Source organism: Cellvibrio sp. PSBB006 (assembly GCF_002162135.1).
Taxonomy (GTDB): Bacteria; Pseudomonadota; Gammaproteobacteria; order Pseudomonadales; family Cellvibrionaceae; genus Cellvibrio.
Genome location: NZ_CP021382.1, coordinates 4,843,553 through 4,859,755, shown reverse-complemented (window position 1 = coordinate 4,859,755; position 16,203 = coordinate 4,843,553). Strand labels below are relative to the sequence as shown.

The 16,203-nt window shown below is 52.0% G+C and carries 17 protein-coding genes; 8 read left to right on the top strand and 9 right to left on the bottom strand.

Annotated elements, in window-relative coordinates; genetic code table 11:
* Positions 1–24 precede the first annotated feature (24 nt).
* The 4 genes from gatB to cysZ all read left to right on the top strand — a co-directional run bounded on the left by gatB (position 25) and on the right by cysZ (position 3,334).
* Entirely contained in the window at positions 25–1,470 is a 1,446-nt protein-coding gene (gene gatB, locus CBR65_RS20230; protein WP_087469186.1) for an Asp-tRNA(Asn)/Glu-tRNA(Gln) amidotransferase subunit GatB, read from the top strand.
* Positions 1,471–1,610: 140 nt separating this feature from the next.
* A complete protein-coding gene (locus CBR65_RS20225) occupies positions 1,611–1,907 on the top strand; it encodes a PA4642 family protein (protein ID WP_087468537.1) in 297 nt (98 codons plus the stop codon).
* 62 nt (positions 1,908–1,969) lie between these two features.
* On the top strand, positions 1,970–2,569 hold the full coding sequence (gene rrtA, locus CBR65_RS20220) for a rhombosortase (RefSeq protein WP_087468536.1): 600 nt from the start codon (positions 1,970–1,972) through the stop codon (positions 2,567–2,569).
* Positions 2,570–2,587: 18 nt separating this feature from the next.
* Positions 2,588–3,334, top strand: a complete 747-nt coding sequence (gene cysZ, locus CBR65_RS20215) for a sulfate transporter CysZ (protein ID WP_087468535.1) — start codon at positions 2,588–2,590, stop codon at positions 3,332–3,334.
* 13 nt (positions 3,335–3,347) lie between these two features.
* Here cysZ and CBR65_RS20210 read toward each other — a convergent pair whose 3' ends face one another.
* The 3 genes from CBR65_RS20210 to rhlB all read right to left on the bottom strand — a co-directional run bounded on the left by CBR65_RS20210 (position 3,348) and on the right by rhlB (position 7,301).
* Positions 3,348–4,610, bottom strand: coding sequence for a response regulator (locus CBR65_RS20210; RefSeq protein WP_087468534.1), 1,263 nt, complete (start codon positions 4,608–4,610; stop codon positions 3,348–3,350).
* 59 nt (positions 4,611–4,669) lie between these two features.
* The gene (locus CBR65_RS20205; protein ID WP_087468533.1) at positions 4,670–5,542 is read right to left on the bottom strand and encodes a DMT family transporter; all 873 of its coding nucleotides are present in this window, start codon (positions 5,540–5,542) and stop codon (positions 4,670–4,672) included.
* Positions 5,543–5,696: 154 nt separating this feature from the next.
* Positions 5,697–7,301, bottom strand: a complete 1,605-nt coding sequence (gene rhlB / locus CBR65_RS20200; protein ID WP_232461261.1) for an ATP-dependent RNA helicase RhlB — start codon at positions 7,299–7,301, stop codon at positions 5,697–5,699.
* Between the two features lie 124 nt (positions 7,302–7,425).
* Between rhlB and CBR65_RS20195 the strand changes: the two genes are divergently transcribed.
* Positions 7,426–8,127, top strand: a complete 702-nt coding sequence (locus tag CBR65_RS20195; RefSeq protein WP_087468532.1) for an amidotransferase — start codon at positions 7,426–7,428, stop codon at positions 8,125–8,127.
* Here CBR65_RS20195 and CBR65_RS20190 read toward each other — a convergent pair.
* The 4 genes from CBR65_RS20190 to CBR65_RS20175 form a co-directional block, all read right to left on the bottom strand.
* Positions 8,124–8,813 carry a VIT family protein gene (locus tag CBR65_RS20190; RefSeq protein WP_087468531.1) on the bottom strand — a complete coding sequence of 230 codons (690 nt, stop codon included), beginning with the start codon at positions 8,811–8,813 and terminating at the stop codon, positions 8,124–8,126. The genes CBR65_RS20195 and CBR65_RS20190 overlap by 4 nt on opposite strands.
* A gap of 250 nt (positions 8,814–9,063) precedes the next feature.
* Positions 9,064–9,627 carry a CBS domain-containing protein gene (locus CBR65_RS20185; RefSeq protein WP_087468530.1) on the bottom strand — a complete coding sequence of 188 codons (564 nt, stop codon included), beginning with the start codon at positions 9,625–9,627 and terminating at the stop codon, positions 9,064–9,066.
* Between the two features lie 158 nt (positions 9,628–9,785).
* Positions 9,786–10,088: a hypothetical protein gene (locus CBR65_RS20180; RefSeq protein WP_087468529.1), complete on the bottom strand. Its 303-nt coding sequence runs from the start codon at positions 10,086–10,088 to the stop codon at positions 9,786–9,788.
* A gap of 467 nt (positions 10,089–10,555) precedes the next feature.
* Positions 10,556–11,479, bottom strand: coding sequence for a DUF4382 domain-containing protein (locus CBR65_RS20175; RefSeq protein ID WP_087468528.1), 924 nt, complete (start codon positions 11,477–11,479; stop codon positions 10,556–10,558).
* Positions 11,480–11,586: 107 nt separating this feature from the next.
* Between CBR65_RS20175 and CBR65_RS20170 the strand changes: the two genes are divergently transcribed.
* Both CBR65_RS20170 and CBR65_RS20165 read left to right on the top strand, forming a co-directional pair.
* On the top strand, positions 11,587–12,426 hold the full coding sequence (locus CBR65_RS20170; RefSeq protein WP_087468527.1) for a DUF6502 family protein: 840 nt from the start codon (positions 11,587–11,589) through the stop codon (positions 12,424–12,426).
* Positions 12,423–13,898: a DUF5666 domain-containing protein gene (locus CBR65_RS20165; protein WP_087468526.1), complete on the top strand. Its 1,476-nt coding sequence runs from the start codon at positions 12,423–12,425 to the stop codon at positions 13,896–13,898. Before CBR65_RS20170 ends, CBR65_RS20165 begins: the two co-directional genes overlap by 4 nt.
* A gap of 49 nt (positions 13,899–13,947) precedes the next feature.
* On the opposite strand, the gene CBR65_RS20160 is transcribed toward CBR65_RS20165, so the two are convergent.
* Positions 13,948–14,316: an FmdB family zinc ribbon protein gene (locus tag CBR65_RS20160; protein ID WP_087468525.1), complete on the bottom strand. Its 369-nt coding sequence runs from the start codon at positions 14,314–14,316 to the stop codon at positions 13,948–13,950.
* Between the two features lie 121 nt (positions 14,317–14,437).
* Positions 14,438–15,667 carry a formamidase gene (gene fmdA / locus CBR65_RS20155; RefSeq protein WP_087468524.1) on the bottom strand — a complete coding sequence of 410 codons (1,230 nt, stop codon included), beginning with the start codon at positions 15,665–15,667 and terminating at the stop codon, positions 14,438–14,440.
* Between the two features lie 269 nt (positions 15,668–15,936).
* Here fmdA and CBR65_RS20150 point away from each other — a divergent pair, with 269 nt between their 5' ends.
* Positions 15,937–16,164 carry a DksA/TraR family C4-type zinc finger protein gene (locus CBR65_RS20150; protein ID WP_087468523.1) on the top strand — a complete coding sequence of 76 codons (228 nt, stop codon included), beginning with the start codon at positions 15,937–15,939 and terminating at the stop codon, positions 16,162–16,164.
* Positions 16,165–16,203 lie beyond the last annotated feature (39 nt).

The window sequence follows — 16,203 nt, the reverse complement described above, 5'->3', positions numbered from 1 at the left end:
CAAACCGAACAAGAGAGCATCAAGATGCAATGGGAAACTGTTATCGGCCTGGAAGTGCATGTGCAACTGGCCACCAAAACCAAAATTTTCTCCGGCGCCAGCACCGCCTTCGGCGCTGAGCCAAACACGCAGGCCTGCGCGATTGATCTGGCCATGCCCGGCACCTTGCCGGTGGCAAACGCCGAAGCCTTTCGCTTTGCCACCATGTTCGGCCTGGCGGTGAATGCGGAAATCGGCAAGCGCTCAGTCTTCGAGCGTAAAAATTATTTCTATCCGGACTTGCCCAAGGGCTATCAAACCACGCAACTGGCAGAGCCGATTGTCGGCCCGGGCTATGTGGATCTCGAACTGGAAGGCGGCAGGACTAAACGGGTGCGCATTCACCACGCGCATCTGGAAGAGGACGCGGGTAAATCCTTGCACGAAGATTTTGCCGGCATGAGCGGGATTGATTTGAATCGCGCGGGCACGCCTTTGATTGAAGTTGTCACCGAACCGGATATGCGCAGTGCGGAAGAAGCAGTGGCCTTTGCCAAAAAACTTCATTCCATTGTGACCTCGCTGGAAATCTGTGACGGCGAAATGTCGCAGGGTTCCATGCGTTTTGATGTGAATATTTCTATTCGCCCAAAAGGGTCTGACAAACTCGGTACGCGCACGGAGACCAAAAACCTTAACTCATTTAAATTTATGGAAGAGGCTATCGAACTGGAGGTCGAGCGGCAAATTGATGTATTGGAAGACGGCGGCAAGATTACCCAGGAAACGCGCCTGTATAACGGCGATACCAAAAAAGCGCGCTCCATGCGCAGCAAGGAAGACAGCAACGATTACCGCTACTTTCCCTGCCCGGATTTGTTACCGGTCATTCTGGACGATGCCTATATCGAGAATGTGCGCAAGCAAATGCCGGAATTGCCTGAAGCCAAACGCGCCCGCTTTGTGGAGCAATATGGGTTGGGCGATTACGATGCAGGTCAATTAACAGCGGACAAATTTACCGCTGCATTCTTTGAGGCTTCGGTAAAAATTTCCGGTGAGCCGAAACTGACGGCGAACTGGATCATGGCGGATTTGGGTGCGTATTTGAATCGTACCGAGCAGCGTATTGATAAGTCGCCGGTGACGCCGGCGCTGTTGGCCGGATTGGTGGTGCGCGTTAAGGATGGCACGCTGTCGAGCAAGATTGCGAAGCAGGTGTTTGAGGCGATGGCTAACGGTGAGGGCGATGCGGATACGATTATCGAAACCAAGGGTTTGAAGCAGGTTTCGGATACGGGTGCGCTGGAGAAGATGATTGATGAGGTGTTGGCGAGTAATGCGGCGCAGGTTGAGGGTTATCGTGCGGCAGATGAGGCCAAGCGTGGCAAGATGTTGGGTTTCTTTGTTGGCCAGGTGATGAAGGCGAGCAAAGGTCAGGCGAACCCGCAGGCGTTGAATGAATTGTTAATTAAGAAATTGAATAGTTAGAGTGAGCGGTCAGTGGGTGCAGGGGTTCACGACACGCCGTGAACCCTTCCCTGGGGGCTCAGCGCCAACATCCATGTTGGCGATGGTCGTGAACCCCTGCACCCACCGCCCATAGCAACTTTTTACCACTGGAAGACATCATGAGCTTACGCAAAGACAAAGAAAAAGTACTGGGCGAAATCTTCGACGAAGCCCGTATCAAAACCTTTCTGGAATACACCGCCCCGGCGGGCGTTAATACCGATTTCCATTTATTGGAAAAAGCCTATCGCGGGATGCGCGGTGAAAATTTTGAGACGTTTGTGAAACTGTTTATCGAAGCTGGTAAAGACTTGAATGCTGTCGGGCCGGAGGGCAAAACGTTTTTGCAAGTCATCAAGCCCCATCGCAACAGCGAGGAATATGTCATCGCGCTTGAAAAAGCCGGCGCTCACTGACCGTAGGTCGGATTAGCGTAGCGTAATCCGACACCTCTCTCATAAGAATCACAAAAAACCCAATGAACCTCCCCCGCCCAACACCCGCCCTTTGGCTGACACTTTCTCTGGCAGGAGTGCTGCTGGTGTTGGGCTGGCTTTCCTCGTCGGACAATAATTTACTGGAGCTGGATCGCTTGCATATTGCGGAGGGCGAGTGGTGGCGGTTGTTGTCGGGGAATCTGGTGCATTACGGGTTTTATCATCTGCTGATGAATTTCGCGGCGTTGTTGGTGTGTGGTTATGTGTTTTTTCTGCGCTGCAATCTCTGGCTTTACAGCGGGCTGTTGTTGTTCAGTGGTTTGTGTGTGGGGTTGGGGGTTTATTGGGGTACTCCGGAGTTTATGTTTTATCGGGGGCTTTCCGGGGTTTTGCATGGGCTGATTATCTTCGGCTTTTTGTTTAGCTTTAAACAAACGCCGTGGATTAACGGCATTGGATTGATGTTGGTTATCGGCAAGTTGATCCATGAGCAAAGCGCTGCTTACCAGGCGACAGACCTCCAGCAACTCCTGCCAGTTCCGGTGGTCGTAGATGCGCATTTGTATGGCGCCGTCAGCGGTTTACTGTTTGCTTTAGGCTATGCTGCCGTACAAGGTTATCGCCGCCGTTCTATTCGCTGATCGTTATGGACACTCATTATGCTTAACGGAAATCCTGCCAATGCCCTGAATTATCTGACGCGTGGTGCCAGCTTGTTAGTGCGCCCCGGCTTAAAACGCTTTGTGCTGGTTCCGCTGCTGGTGAATCTGGTTTTATTTGTTGTGGCAACCGTCGCGCTGGTTCATGTCTATCGCGATCTGCTAACGCAATTAGTGGAATGGATGCCGGAGTGGCTGGCATTTGTCGCGTGGATTTTATGGTTGTTGTTCGCGTTTTTGTTGCTGGTGGTGTACGGCTATACGTTTAACATCATCACCAATCTGGTCGCCGCGCCCTTTTACGGCATACTCGCCGAGAAAATCGAGCAGGAATTAACGGGCAAGGAACCTACATCAGAAAGTTTATCGGCATTGATTCCGCGCACTCTGGCAAGAGAGTTGACCAAACTCTGGTATTTCATCAGTCGCGGGTGCCTTGTGTTATTAGTTCTGATTGTGCTGTGGTTTATTCCGGTGGTGAATCTCGCTTCGGCATTTATCAGTGTGTTATGGGCCGCCTGGTGTATGTCAGTGCAATATATTGATTACCCTGCGGATAACCATCAACTTGAATTTCGCGAGATGCGTCGTCGGTTAAATGCTGAGTCATTGACCAGCTACACCTTCGGCGGTCTGGTAATGGCGGGCAGCATGATTCCTCTGGTTAATATTTTCATGATGCCGATTGCCGTGGCGGGTGCGACTATTTATTGGGTGGAGGAGCTATCCATCAAGGAATTCAATTAGCCCATCAAGGAAATCAGTCAGTAACCTCTTCGTCATCACCAACCACCATGCCGCCACTGGATTCTTTAGCCAGCTGCAAGAATTTGATTGCCTGATTCAGTTGCTCATCAATACTGGTACTTATCTGGTTAGTGACGCCCGCGCTGAAATTGCAACAGAAAGACTCTCCCTGAACAACCACGGGTGCCGCCGCGACCAGCTGGCGTATTTTGCTGATGAGCGAAACCGCCTTTTCATTATCCAGGCCCGGCAACAACACAAAGAACTCATCGCCGCCCGCGCGACACAATAAAAAGCGATCCAGCATTTCATATAACAGTGAAGCGACATGTTGCAAAACCAAATCGCCACCCTGGTTACCGAAGCGCTGGTTAATCAATGCGAAGCCATCGATATTCAACACGGCCAAGGCCAGAGGGGTAGATTTTTCCCGTGCCTGGTTTTGCAATTCCTGCGCGCTACGGAAGAAATAACTGCGATGATACAGACCCGTCAAGGGGTCACGATCAGCGTTGTAATCCAGCAGCGCAACCTGCTCCATTAATTCCAGGTTGTGGATCACGCGGCAGTAGAATTCTTCCGGATGGAAAGGTTTGCGCAGAAAATCATTGGCGCCGTGTTTGATAAATTTTGCTGATAGCGCTTCACTGCTCTCACCGGAGACACCGATCATAATCAAATCGGTTTTGTCGTATTTGTAACGCAGGTTTTTGACCAGCTCGAAACCGTCCATACGCGGCATGTTGTAGTCAGTGATCAGCAATTTAATATCGGGGTGCTCAAGCAGCACTTTGATCGCATCCATTCCATCAACAGCCTCCAGCACCTGAAACAAATGGCGTTTGAACAGGTTGGCCACATACTTACGTGACATGTCGGAGTCATCCACAACCAGCACTTTAATCTGCTCATTTTTCTCAAGCCGCTGAAACAGTTCAATGGCTTTGCTGTAAGCGTAGCGCCCTTCTTTGGTAACGTAATCGACAATGCCTTTGCTGAACAATTGCTCACGACGTTGCTCGTCGTAACTGCCGGTCAACACGATGGTGGGAATTTTTTTGCCCAGCGTAAAATCCACCACTTCGCCATTCGGTGCATCGGGTAAATTCAGATCGACCAGCGCCGCGAAAAAACCATCCGCCTGCTCTTCGCACAATGCTTTTGCCTGGGCCAGGCTGGTTGCGTAAAACGCCTCGTAGGGCAAGGTGTTTTGTATCAGGTGGCGCAATACACGCATCACCATCTCGCTGTCTTCAACAATTAGAATTCTTTTCATTCTCATCTACTCACTCACCATATCTGTTGAGTGTAGACGAGCTTTGGTGAATGCTCGAATTATGCCGCCGCCGTCGCCTTGTGGTGTTCGCGCACAGATTCATAAATGGCCGCCGCCACGATGATGGCGCCACCAAATAACGTTGTCAGGTCGGGGTAGGATTGGAGGATCAGGATTTCATAAATCACTGCATAAACAGGCTGTAAGCAAGCAACCAGGCCTACAGTTTTGGCTTTGAGGTAGCGCAAGGCTGACCCCAACAAGGTGTGCGTATAGGCAGTAAATACAATGCCCAGACCGATCAGCAACCACCAATCGTGCGGTGTCGGTTCGTGGCGAGAAAATACCATCACCGGCGTCATCAGCAGCGCAACAATCAGCACCTGATAACTCATAGAGCGCGTTGCAGATTGGCCGCGAAACCAGTGGCCGAGCAACAGATTACGCAGTGCAAAGACCAGGGCGGAGAGCACGCCCCACAGCACACCCTGCGTGGTGGTATTGGTCAGGTCAAATTCCGGCACCAGCAGATAAATCCCCACCAGTACCAGCACGCCGCTGATGACATCGCGCCAGTCGAGACGTATGCGTTTGATCCAGGGCTCCAGAAATACCGTCATCACCGGATAGGCGTAGAGCGAAATCATGCCCACCGCGACGGAAGAAACCTGCATGGAATGAAAAAACGTAATCCAGTGGATGCACAGCAAAACGCCGAGGAGAAACATGCGCAGGTAATCGCGCAACGAGCCCAGCCCGATGCTGCGTTCACGCCAGATGAGCCAGGCAAACAACACCACCGAGGCAATCGCTGTGCGATAACCGGTGATATCCCAGGCGGGTAATTTGATCAACTGCGAGAATAAACCCGTGGCTCCCATCAATAACACCGAAAAATGCAGCGTCATCATGGCGGATTTGGTTTGCGACATCGAGCGGGCCTTGAGTTAAGCGTTGGAGATGTGTACTAGAAGACAACGTGTCAGCTGCATTCAGCAACTATAGCCTTTTGTAAGACAAATTGGCAAAGATTGATTGCTGCTGGCTTTCAAGGATTGAGCGAAGACTGAAAGCCAGCTGTCATGATCAGGCACGCGGGGAGCGGCTGCGATTACCGGAACTGCGCGACCGCGAGCGTTGGCCGTCGGGCCGTTGGCGGCGAGGCCCTGGCGGAAGTTCCGGAGTCATCAACAGCAATTGTGCCGGCGGTTGTTCGTATTTGATTTCCTTGCCCAGCAGAGCCTGCAAAGGCTCAAGGCGGAAGGCGTCGTCTTCACAGGCAAAGCTGATGGACGTACCGGTTTTACCGGCGCGGCCAGTGCGACCAATACGGTGGACGTAGTCTTCCGGTTCTTCCGGCAGAGTGAAATTCACGACGTGGCTGATACCGCTGATATGGATACCCCGACCCGCGACATCGGTAGCGACCAATACCTTGATGGTGCCTTTTTTGAAGGCATCCAACGTGGATACGCGCTTGTTCTGGGCAATCTCACCAGACAGCAGACCGGCCTTGATACCGTGGCGCTGGAGCTTGTCCTGCAGGTCGCGACACTCATCGCGACGGTTGGCAAACACAATCATGCTCTCCACGTCATCCTGCTGGATCAGGTTATAGAGCAAGGTGTATTTTTCTTCCGTTGAGGAGAGGTAGACATGCTGGGTGACCGAGTCCGTCGCCACGCTTTCCGGTTGAATCTCCACCGTGACCGGTTTAAAGGTCCACTGATCAACCAGGTGACGAACTTCATCGGTAAAGGTGGCCGAGAAAAACAGTGTCTGGCGATCTTCCCGGCGCGGTGCCTGGCGCACAATCTGGCGCACTTGCGGGATGAAACCCATATCCAGCATGCGATCCGCCTCGTCGATCACCAGCACTTCCAGCTGATCCAGATAAACATCTTTATTGCCGCAAAAATCCAGCAAACGCCCCGGCGTTGCCACCAGGATATCCACCAGTTCATTGTGCAGATGGCGTTGCTGACGCGTGTAATCCATGCCGCCGACCAAGGTGTGGATCTTCAGGTCAGTGTGCTTGCACAAGGCTTTCGCATCGTCGGCAATCTGGATAACCAGTTCCCGCGTCGGCGCAATGACCAATGCTCGCGCTTCACCGGCGTAGCGTTTCTCGGTAATCGGGTTCTTCAGTAAGTCATCAATAATGACCGTCAAAAAGGCCGCAGTTTTTCCGGTTCCGGTTTGCGCCTTGCCGACGACATCCGATCCTTTCAGTGCGTGAGGCAGGGATTGCGCCTGTATCGGAGAGCAATACTGAAAACCGAGATCCGCGATACCGTGCATCAACTCCGGGGCCAGATCAAAGTCGTGAAAGCGGCTTTTGCCCTCCATCGGGGGAACATCAAACTGGCTGATATCCCAAAGCTCGGCCGGTGTAGCGGGTTCTGCACGCTTGCGGGAATGCTGGCGCTGCCCCTGGTTTTCCGCGGCCACAGTGGTGCCCTGCTCCGATTCGGGTTTGCGCCCCTGTCCACCCTTGCGACGACGTGAACGAGATTTTTTATGACCGTCAGCTTTGCTGCTATCTACCGCGCCCGGATGCTTATCTACTTTATCACCGCGTTGATTACGTGAATGATGGCCAGCACCACCGGCTGACGCTTTGACGGGTTTGGCTGAGCTTGGAGGCTGCTCGCCGGTGCCTATCAATTTCTTAAACAATTTACCAATCAAAACTTATCACCTGTTGTACAAAATGTGGCCGGGAGTATACACGATAAGGCCGACGATTCCTCTACCAGTTCCGCCCATGGCATACTCGCGCAGGCCGGTATTTACCCCTCAAGGAGCTTTTTTGATGCGTATTCATTCATTGCAACATGTGCCTTTCGAAGACATCGGGAGTATGGCACAGGACTTCGGTCAAGCGGGTTACACCGTGAGCACCACACACTGGTATCGCGGCGACGCTACGCCCTCCATCGATGACCTGGATGTTCTGGTGGTAATGGGCGGGCCGATGGGTGTTTACGATGAGCAGGAATTTCCCTGGCTGCGCGCGGAAAAAGCGTTGATCAAAGCGGCCATTGATGCCGGGAAGACGGTCATGGGTATTTGCCTGGGCGCCCAACTGATTGCCTGTGTTTGTGGAGCCAAGGTCAAACCCAACAAGCACAGGGAAATCGGCTGGTTTCCCTTGACCCTGCAAGCACCGGAAGACCCGATCGCGCGTTTGCTCGACGGACAAACCGTCTTCCATTGGCATGGCGACACCTTCGATTTACCCGAGGGCGCTATCTGGTTGGCCAGCAGCGAAGCCTGTCCGCACCAGGCCTTCCGCTTGGGAGATAACGTGTTTGGCTTCCAGTTTCATCTGGAAACAACACCGGCTTCCGCGGCCGCACTGATAAAACATTGCGCATCCGACCTGGATGGTTCGCCCTATGTGCAGGACGCAGAAACAATGGAAAAACATACCGCCGACTTTGCGCGGATCAATCAGGTAATGTCCGCCGTGCTGCATGAGATTTTGCGTAAAAGCTGGTCAGCGGTTCTTTAGAGCATCACACCAAACACGCGCCCGATACCCGCCGTCAGTCCCATCGCCAGGGCGCCCCAGAAGGTCACACGAAACACAGCACGTAAGACTTTGCCACCGCCAACTCGCGCTGCAAGTCCACCCAAGGTTGCAAGACATAACAGAGATACTACCGCCACCACCGGAATCAGATACTGCAGGTCGGTAAACACCGCCATCAATAACGGCATCAGGGCACCCAGGGAAAACGCCAAAGCTGACGACATAGCCGCCAGCAAAGGGCGCGCGCGGGTAATATCAGAAATACCCAATTCATCGCGGGCATGAGCGCCGAGCGCATCGTGTTGCATCAATTGATGGGCGACCTGCCGTGCGAGGGGCGCATCCAGTCCGCGCTCGATATAAATATCCGCCAGTTCCTTATGTTCGGCGAGCTGATTGGTTTCCAGCTCATGCTTTTCCTGGTTCAGATCTGCCTCTTCCGCATCGGCCTGCGAACTCACCGACACATATTCACCGGCTGCCATGGACATAGCACCGGCGACCAGAGCTGCCACACCAGCAATCACAATATCGTTTTGAGTTGCTTGCGCCGAGGCAACTCCCACTAACAAACTGGCAGTAGAAACAATACCGTCATTCGCGCCGAGCACGGCCGCACGCAACCAGCCATTACGATGGATTCGATGATGTTCACGATGGTACATAAGGCACCCTGAATGAATAAGCTTATAAAAAATCAGGCTGCCAGTTTCCAACAGGCAAAAAAAACCCGCAACCGAAACATCGTGGTGCGGGTGGGTTTAATACAACACACTGCATTTAAGACGCTGCGCAAGCAGTGTCATAAATTCCGGATCAGGGAGGGGGCGATTCTCTGATCAGGTTTCACCTCTTCACTGCGTCACCGGCGTGCAAGCGGCGCAGTAATACGGCGAAGTGAAATACATCTATTCATTAGCCTCGTACGAGGGAAAGGATGTCCGCCACACTGGGCTGACGCTCGACGTAAACCGGCGTATGTAACCGGCGGGAGATTTCAGTCGACGACACCACACCACGGATATGATGTTGATCGCGGTCCACGACGATGTAGTACTGCTGGCCATGGCGCTGCAAGGTATAAATAATGTCTGCCACACTGGAGCGTTTGAACTCGTCGTAATTAATTGCGCGAATGGATTCGCGGTGATGCATCAAGTCAGCAACCAGGACTTCATCGCGACCTGCACCGTTGGCAACTTGCGTTAACAGAATGCTTTGGTCAGACAGATCCTCAATGCTGATCAAACCAACAAACTCATTGTGTCGATCCACCACCAACTTAAACTTAATATTTTCCTGATGCATTAAATCCGCTGCTTCAACAGCCGTGATATGCGCCTCGACAACATGCGGACGATGCTCTTTGAAATCGGTAAGAATGGTCAACGCAGAAGACTCTGGCGTTACATCATCAAACTCATCGGGTTGCACCAAGTGATCAATGGCATCAACCGTATAAACCGTTAAATTTTTCATAAACACCTCTCCATGCATCAATTGAGATACAGATAATCGATGCAAAATTGAATAAACCAGAACCTGTTGGCAAAGCGCATAGCAGGCTGTGGGAACCAACACCGGAGGCAACAGAAAAAAGAAGTATCAAGTCACCATGAAACCGGCGGTACAGCGGTTCAAGCGAGAGTGTTTAACGGAGGAGCTCGGGCAAAGTGACCATTATCAATGCGATTGTTCAGCACCAATAATTGCCAATGCGCTAAGGGAGAGGATTGAATAACAACAAGGGGTAATTCGAGATCAGTAATAACAGCTTTATCATCTTCCGCTGTGCTTTGTTGACCAAGATTGATATTGGCATCAAAGGCAGATACGGCAAGCAGGCTGTGGCCACCAGATTTGGAAGCATGGCTGCTACTGGTGCCGACAAACGTCGCCAGTAACAAAACAACCTTGATAAAGAGAAGTGCCTTACGCATTACTGAATCTCGCAGGAGGATCGCATCGCAGACATCTACAACCGACGCTTGAACCAATACTAGTCAAAGCAGGTTATGGAGTCCACCACTATTACACTTTTAAACGAAAACTTTTACGCCGTGTTTACTCCACAGCATTATTAGTCGCACCCGCGCGCTAATGAATAGACAATCCTTATTACCGTTATAGTTTTTCGGGCCAAAAAAACGGCCCCTGAAGGAGCCGCCAAATAAAACGCACAGTAGGTGGTCGTTCTTTAAACCTGAAAAGACTACATAATCAAACGTCTGTTACCGTTTCTGATCAATGACTAACATCAGCGTCATCACTGCAAAAGTCAAAAGTGTGACTGATGACACCACCGCAAGAACAATACCCAGCGCAATTATTATATTCATTTTTTATCACAACACCTTGATACAAAATTAAGCCGACGCGTAAAGAGGCGTCGGCTTGCAGTGGATACTTATTCAGTTAATACAAAATCCTGGGTCGTTTGTTGATCGGCTATAACCGTCACATCAACAGCGCCAACAAAAACCAACTCATCGACCTGCTCAGGATTATCGTCAAGTGATCCGCAGGTATAAGCCAGGGTGTATTCCCCACCTGCCAGGAAGCCGACCTCGTAACGATACTCAGCTGCCTCGCCGTAACTCACCAACGCAGACGTTAACGGATCATTTTCACTACCGCTCATGTCTGTCGGCACGGCTCCGGAACCGACATACACATAAACGGCACCGGCGCTGACACCCGCATCGGCACATTGTTGCGCGACCAGGTTGGCATCAACGCTACCGGAGATGCTGCCGACCTCAAGGTTATCGATTAAACGTAAGGCGGGCTTGAGTAAAGCACCGGGCAAACCAGGCGGATTGGTAACAGATTTACGCAGATCAAAATCAATAGTGAAATCTGCGTGACCATCCGCCGCCAGCGTAAAACCACGCACCAGTTTTAAGCCCGTCTGGCTGCCACTTGGCACGCGCAGCTCCAGTTGCGAGCCATCGCCCAGTTCAATAAAGGAGTCGAGGATATTGTCGTGTTCGGCATTCACATGCAGACGAATCCACTCGTATTCGCCGGCGGGCACCGTCTCATCTGTAATGATGGCCTCCGACGCGCTGCCCTGTAACTGCAACAGGTCAATTTGACGCGGCTCTTCGAACATAAACTCGATGGCTTCACCATCCACAGGCTTAATCGATACGCCGGAAAATTCCACCACCACCTGATTGGCACTGTCCACCGGCCCATCGGTTAAGGCCAGCGAGAAACTGCCGGTTTGTTCGGTCGAATCGGTACCGCCACTACTGCCTCCACAGGCATAGAGACTCGATAGCGCGGTAAGGGCGAGGCAATGGACGAAGGTGTTGTTGATTTTCATGGTTAGGCTCTCCACACAATTTTTGACACTATAATCCCAAAAACATCACACAAATAGTGATGCAAGTCACATTTCAAAAAATGATTTTGACGCTATAATCCCAAACCATGAGCAACAGAACCCAACAAGTATTATTCAAAGCCCTTTACCGGCTGCTAAGGCCTATGGTGCGTCTACTGATGCGCCATGGCGTGTCTTATCGCTTGTTCGCTGATGTGGCCCGCCATGTTTATGTGGATGTGGCGGAAGAGGATTTCGCACTGCCGGGCCGCAAACCCAGCAATGCCCGGATCGCCGTGTTAACCGGCATCAACCGTAAGGACATCGCCAAACTCAAAGAGCGCCCGCACCCCCTGGCAGACGGCGCCATCGACAATCCCACCCCCTGCTCTCGTATCATTACCGCCTGGATCAATCACGCCCGCTTCCACGACCCGCAGGGACAACCCCTGGAGCTATTGATTGATGACGACCCGGCCGAACCCAACTTCACAGAATTAGTGCGCGACTTCAGCAGCGATGTGCCGGTGCGCGCCATCCTCGATGAACTGGAGCGAATGGGTGCTGTGGTTAAACACGATGGGCGGGTAAGATTGGTCGTTCAGGCGTATGTGCCTCAGGAAGACCTGGCGGAAAACATCCGCATCTTTGGTACCGCCGCAGCGGACTTGATGGGCACCATGGATTACAACATTGCCAAACTGGGTACAGCGTTTATCCAACGCACCGTGTCCTACGACGATATTCCGGTGGAATTGCTCGACCGCATCCGCCAGCGCAGCCGCACCGAAGGCGAAGCTTTTTTGTTGCAGGTGAATGATTGGCTGGCCGATTGTGATCGCGAACAAACGCCAAGCCTGATAGGTTCCGGCCGCGCCCGTGCCGGCATCGGTATTTACTATTTTGAACAACTGGCAAATGAAGAAAGCCAGGAGGATAAAAAATGAAGCTGTATTTCTCCGTGCCTTTGATGGTGGTACTGGCCTGGTTGCTCGGCAGTTGTGGCGGCAGCGACTCTACGGCAGGTATTGAAGGTACCGGCAGCCCGGTTATCGCCACGGGTGCAGTCACCAGCTTCGGCAGCGTCTATGTCAATGGCGAACGCTTTATCATGCGCAATGCCAGCGTCACGCTGAACGGTATTGCCGCATCGGAAGATGATATCCAGGCCGGCATGGTGGTTGAGATTCACGGTACGACGGACCCGGACTCCGGTGAAATGCTGGCTGAAAAAGTTATCTACGAACGCAACCTGCTCGGCACGATTACCGCTATCGAAAAACTCGATGCGGAAGCACAGCTGATTACCCTGCTGGGCCAACGTGTTTATGTCGCCAACGACAGTGTTCTGGATGGCATCGAATTTGATGAGCTTACCGTCGGCGATACGGTGGAAGTCAGCGGATTTATCAATAACGAAGAATTGTTTGAATCAACGCGCCTGGAAGAAGCCGATGTCGTCAACCTGAGCGAAGTATCCGGCAAAGTCAGCCAACTCGACCGCGATAACCAAAGATTCCGCCTGCGGGATTTACGCGTCGATTACAGTGAAGCGACTTTCGGCAACGGCGCCGCCGATGACATCGAGGCGAATGCGCGGGTAAAAGTGAAAGGCTCTGTGAATAGCGACAACACCTTACTGGCCACACAAATTACGTTCCAGACTCGCACAGCGCCCGAAGCAGACACACGCATCCTGCTCGAAGGCATCATTGACAGTTTTACCGGCCTGAATACCTTCACGCTGGATGGCTACAACATCAACGCCGCAGACGCCAGGATTCACGGTGGCCGTGCCGAGCAATTGCAAGTCGGCGTGCGGGTATCTATTGAAGGTGTTGTCGACACCAACGGCAATGTGGATGCAAAAAGTCTGCGCTTACAATTGAGCAGCCAACATAAAGTGCGCGGTGTCGTGGAAGATATTGATCCACAAAATCAAACGCTGACAGTACTAGGCACCACCTTCGCCGCTGATTCACTCACCGCGTTTGAGGATCGCAGCATCCAACGCGATAGATTCATTAATTTTGAAACGTTGGCAGTCGGCGATAACCTCGAAGTGTTTGGTCGCGAAGTAGATGGCGAATTAGTTGCCGTGCGTATCAAGCGCCTGAACAGCAACAGCCTGGTCACCATCAATGGTCCGGTGAGTAGAATCGACAGCAGCAGTTTATTTTTTGTGATGGATGTTCAAGTTGATGGCAGTGACGCCGAAGGTGCAGAACTGATCAGCAGCTTCACCCCAGGAACGCGAGTGTTGGTGGAAGGCATACAAACCGGCAGCAATGCGATTCAGGCTAGCTTGATACAACGCCTGAATGAATGCAAAAAAACACCCGGCCCTCACGACTGCGATAAAAACGAAGACAATGAGGGAAATAGTGAAGAAGACGGGGATGATGACGACGAAGATTAATCACAACGCAATCAGGTAAGCCGACATCGGCTCGACTTACCTGCAAATCTTAATGGCTGATCATCCACGGCCGCATGGAAGGAAACATCTTTTTACCATCGGCGGTATAAAGCAAATTGGATTTGCGAATCGGCTTGTCACCACAACCGCAACCTTTCCCATGTTTGTGCTCCCGCCGCGCCTGTTGTTCCTGGCGATACTCCACTGTAGAAAAAACCGGCGCATGCGCGCTTTGTTCGTTGCGTTTATGCGCTTCGCGATTTTCCTGCTTCATACTGAGGATATCCGGCGAAAGCATAATGACGCGCGCGGACAACGCACCGCATTGCGGACAAGCGCAAGGCTTGGCGGAATCAGCAACGGTGGCTAACTCGTAGAATAAACCGTGTTGACCGCATTTATAGTCGTAGAGAGGCATTGAGTGTCTCCTGGAAAACGAGTGATAGATATCGAAATAGTGGCGGTATTTGAATTGGCAGGTGTGTCGGATTACGCTGCGCTAATCCGACCTACGGAACCCACCAACTTCTTTTGCCCACCTATTTATCCGGCGACAACGGCACATCCATACCACCACTCACCTTCTTCGTCGGCCCCTCTGCACTCGGGTTCACATCAAAATCAAAAATATCCGTCGGCAACCATAAGGTCGCGCAAGCATTCGGAATATCCACTACACCACTGATATGCCCCTGCACCGGCGCGCAACCAAGAATCGCATAAGCCTGTGCTTTGCTGTAACCAAACTTCGTTAGATACTCAATGGCATTGAGGCACGCCTGACGGTACGCCACATGCACATCGAGATAATGTTGTTCTCCATATTCGTCTACCGAAATACCTTCAAAGATCAAGTAATCGTCATACTTCGGCGCAATCGGGCTGGGTTTGAAGATTGGATTTTTTATGCCGTATTTTGCCATGCCGTCCTTAATCAAACTGACTCGCAGATGAATCCAGCCAGCCATCTCAATCGCACCGCAGAACGTGATCTCGCCGTCACCCTGGCTGAAGTGCAAATCCCCGACGGACAAACCGCCGCCGTTTACATAGACCGGAAAATAAACCTTGGAACCACGCGATAAATCTTTGATATCGCAGTTACCACCGTGCTCACGGGGCGGCACCGTGCGCGCACCTTCGGCCGCAGCTGCCTTGGCCGCATCGGGAGTCATCTTGCCCATGTGCGCCGTATCCGCATAAGGCAAGGTAGCCAAGGCCGGCACGCGATCCGGTTCAGTGTCATAAAGTTCTTTCTCGCGCTTATTCCACTCCGCCAACATGTCTTTCGACGGCAAGCAACCGATTAAACCCGGATGCACCAGGCCCGCAAATTCCACATTAGGCACATGGCGCGACTTCGTGAACATGCCATTGATATCCCAAATGGATTTTTGCGCTTCCGGAAAATGTTCCGTTAAAAAGCCGCCGCCATTTTGTTTGGAAAAGAAACCGTTAAAACCCCACAGGCTTTCCTGGAATGCACCGATATCCAGAATATCCACCACCAATAAATCCCCTGGCTCCGCGCCTTCAACACCCACGGGGCCAGACAAAAAATGCACCTGCGACAAATCCACATCGCGCACGTCATCTGCGCTGTCGTTGTTAGCGATTTGTCCGCCGGTCCAGTCGTAACATTCAATAATAAAATCATCCCCCGGCTTCACCGTCGCCACCATCGGAATATCAGGATGCCAGCGGTTATGAATCATCTCGTTTTCATAGGGTGATTTTTTCAAGTCAATCTTGATGATGGTTTCGGTCATTGTGGTGGCTCCTGAAGGAAACAGATAAACGGATTATTGTTGGACGACGACACACCCGTCCTTACCACCAGTATCAGTTTCCACCCACCACCAAACAATACGACAAATGACCACACGCCTACGTCATTTAACGTATAGCCCCTCAGCCCAAATTGCCTCCAACGTAGGTCGGATTAGCGGAAGGCATAATCCGACGCTTATCGGAAACTTCCCCTCACCCCCAACATCTAATACGCTAATTCCCCCCACCAACTTTTCAGGAGCCCATCATGGCCGGAGGCTGGACCCGCGACGGCGCCGTGCAAGACCAAATCGACGCAAGCATCGACGACGCCATAAAAGAAGCCCGCAGCCGCCTACCCCACGGCAAAAGCCTCACCCACTGTGAAGAATGCGGCGCACCTATCCCCGAAGCCCGCCAAAAAGCCATGCCCGGCGTTCGGTTATGTGTGGCTTGTCAGGCTGAACTGGATAAAGAGCAGATGACATCAAGCTGAGTTAATTAACGGAAATAGGGCTAATCTTTGCGGTTACTG

Excerpts from the sequence above, each read along its gene's own strand:
- gatB (WP_087469186.1), top strand. The coding sequence starts at position 25 with ATGCAATGGGAAACTGTTATCGGCCTGGAAGTGCATGTGCAACTGGCC.
- CBR65_RS20225 (WP_087468537.1), top strand. The coding sequence starts at position 1,611 with ATGAGCTTACGCAAAGACAAAGAAAAAGTACTGGGCGAAATCTTCGAC.
- rrtA (WP_087468536.1), top strand. The coding sequence starts at position 1,970 with ATGAACCTCCCCCGCCCAACACCCGCCCTTTGGCTGACACTTTCTCTG.
- cysZ (WP_087468535.1), top strand. The coding sequence starts at position 2,588 with ATGCTTAACGGAAATCCTGCCAATGCCCTGAATTATCTGACGCGTGGT.
- CBR65_RS20210 (WP_087468534.1), bottom strand. The coding sequence starts at position 4,610 with ATGAAAAGAATTCTAATTGTTGAAGACAGCGAGATGGTGATGCGTGTA.
- CBR65_RS20205 (WP_087468533.1), bottom strand. The coding sequence starts at position 5,542 with ATGTCGCAAACCAAATCCGCCATGATGACGCTGCATTTTTCGGTGTTA.
- CBR65_RS20195 (WP_087468532.1), top strand. The coding sequence starts at position 7,426 with ATGCGTATTCATTCATTGCAACATGTGCCTTTCGAAGACATCGGGAGT.
- CBR65_RS20190 (WP_087468531.1), bottom strand. The coding sequence starts at position 8,813 with ATGTACCATCGTGAACATCATCGAATCCATCGTAATGGCTGGTTGCGT.
- CBR65_RS20185 (WP_087468530.1), bottom strand. The coding sequence starts at position 9,627 with ATGAAAAATTTAACGGTTTATACGGTTGATGCCATTGATCACTTGGTG.
- CBR65_RS20180 (WP_087468529.1), bottom strand. The coding sequence starts at position 10,088 with ATGCGTAAGGCACTTCTCTTTATCAAGGTTGTTTTGTTACTGGCGACG.
- CBR65_RS20175 (WP_087468528.1), bottom strand. The coding sequence starts at position 11,479 with ATGAAAATCAACAACACCTTCGTCCATTGCCTCGCCCTTACCGCGCTA.
- CBR65_RS20170 (WP_087468527.1), top strand. The coding sequence starts at position 11,587 with ATGAGCAACAGAACCCAACAAGTATTATTCAAAGCCCTTTACCGGCTG.
- CBR65_RS20165 (WP_087468526.1), top strand. The coding sequence starts at position 12,423 with ATGAAGCTGTATTTCTCCGTGCCTTTGATGGTGGTACTGGCCTGGTTG.
- CBR65_RS20160 (WP_087468525.1), bottom strand. The coding sequence starts at position 14,316 with ATGCCTCTCTACGACTATAAATGCGGTCAACACGGTTTATTCTACGAG.
- fmdA (WP_087468524.1), bottom strand. The coding sequence starts at position 15,667 with ATGACCGAAACCATCATCAAGATTGACTTGAAAAAATCACCCTATGAA.
- CBR65_RS20150 (WP_087468523.1), top strand. The coding sequence starts at position 15,937 with ATGGCCGGAGGCTGGACCCGCGACGGCGCCGTGCAAGACCAAATCGAC.